Genomic DNA, 1,450 nt, shown 5'->3' on the forward strand with positions numbered 1-1,450 from the left:
GTTGATAGGTACTCTTAAAATTTTCTTGTTGATGATTTTTATTTTCCATGATATTATTTTTCTAAATACATTCAAATATGTATCCGCTCATGATACAATAACCCTGATAAATGCTTCAATAATATTGAAAAAGGAAGAGTATGAGTATTCAACATTTCCGTGTCGCCCTTATTCCCTTTTTTGCGGCATTTTGCCTTCCTGTTTTTGCTCACCCAGAAACGCTGGTGAAAGTAAAAGATGCTGAAGATCAGTTGGGTGCACGAGTGGGTTACATCGAACTGGATCTCAACAGCGGTAAGATCCTTGAGAGTTTTCGCCCCGAAGAACGTTTTCCAATGATGAGCACTTTTAAAGTTCTGCTATGTGGCGCGGTATTATCCCGTATTGACGCCGGGCAAGAGCAACTCGGTCGCCGCATACACTATTCTCAGAATGACTTGGTTGAGTACTCACCAGTCACAGAAAAGCATCTTACGGATGGCATGACAGTAAGAGAATTATGCAGTGCTGCCATAACCATGAGTGATAACACTGCGGCCAACTTACTTCTGACAACGATCGGAGGACCGAAGGAGCTAACCGCTTTTTTGCACAACATGGGGGATCATGTAACTCGCCTTGATCGTTGGGAACCGGAGCTGAATGAAGCCATACCAAACGACGAGCGTGACACCACGATGCCTGCAGCAATGGCAACAACGTTGCGCAAACTATTAACTGGCGAACTACTTACTCTAGCTTCCCGGCAACAATTAATAGACTGGATGGAGGCGGATAAAGTTGCAGGACCACTTCTGCGCTCGGCCCTTCCGGCTGGCTGGTTTATTGCTGATAAATCTGGAGCCGGTGAGCGTGGGTCTCGCGGTATCATTGCAGCACTGGGGCCAGATGGTAAGCCCTCCCGTATCGTAGTTATCTACACGACGGGGAGTCAGGCAACTATGGATGAACGAAATAGACAGATCGCTGAGATAGGTGCCTCACTGATTAAGCATTGGTAACTGTCAGACCAAGTTTACTCATATATACTTTAGATTGATTTAAAACTTCATTTTTAATTTAAAAGGATCTAGGTGAAGATCCTTTTTGATAATCTCATGACCAAAATCCCTTAACGTGAGTTTTCGTTCCACTGAGCGTCAGACCCCTTATAGGCTCATACCTCGCCTGTGTTGATTTTTTTGAGAGGAAGCTATTTTCTGAATTTCATTAGTGTGGCGTTTAAGTTCTTCAAGAGTTCCATTGTTTGATTGTATTGCTGTTTTATCAATGCGTTCTCTTGTTCCAATTCTTCTAATTTTTTCAATAAGTGATCGTGCGTGTTCTCTTGTTGTTTCAATAACTCTTTTAATGTTGTCTCTAAAAGTTGTACTGTTTGCGTCATCTTCTAATTCCTTTCGATTATCTTGTAATTGTCGCCCCAAGTTTTGTCTATATAATTCTTGTCTAC

General features: G+C 42.3%; 2 protein-coding genes. One reads left to right on the forward strand and one right to left on the reverse strand.

Going from position 1 to position 1,450, the window contains the following annotated elements; all coding sequences use genetic code 11:
* Positions 1-140 precede the first annotated feature (140 nt).
* A complete protein-coding gene (locus ACGH6R_RS11125) occupies positions 141-1,001 on the forward strand; it encodes a class A beta-lactamase TEM-171 (protein WP_015058867.1) in 861 nt (286 codons plus the stop codon).
* Positions 1,002-1,148: 147 nt separating this feature from the next.
* Here ACGH6R_RS11125 and ACGH6R_RS11130 read toward each other — a convergent pair.
* Positions 1,149-1,450 (reverse strand): hypothetical protein (locus ACGH6R_RS11130; protein WP_411599839.1); only part of this gene is annotated, 302 nt, incomplete at its 5' end.

Source organism: Gilliamella sp. CG13, assembly GCF_046635805.1.
Lineage (GTDB): Bacteria > Pseudomonadota > Gammaproteobacteria > Enterobacterales > Orbaceae > Gilliamella > Gilliamella apicola_I.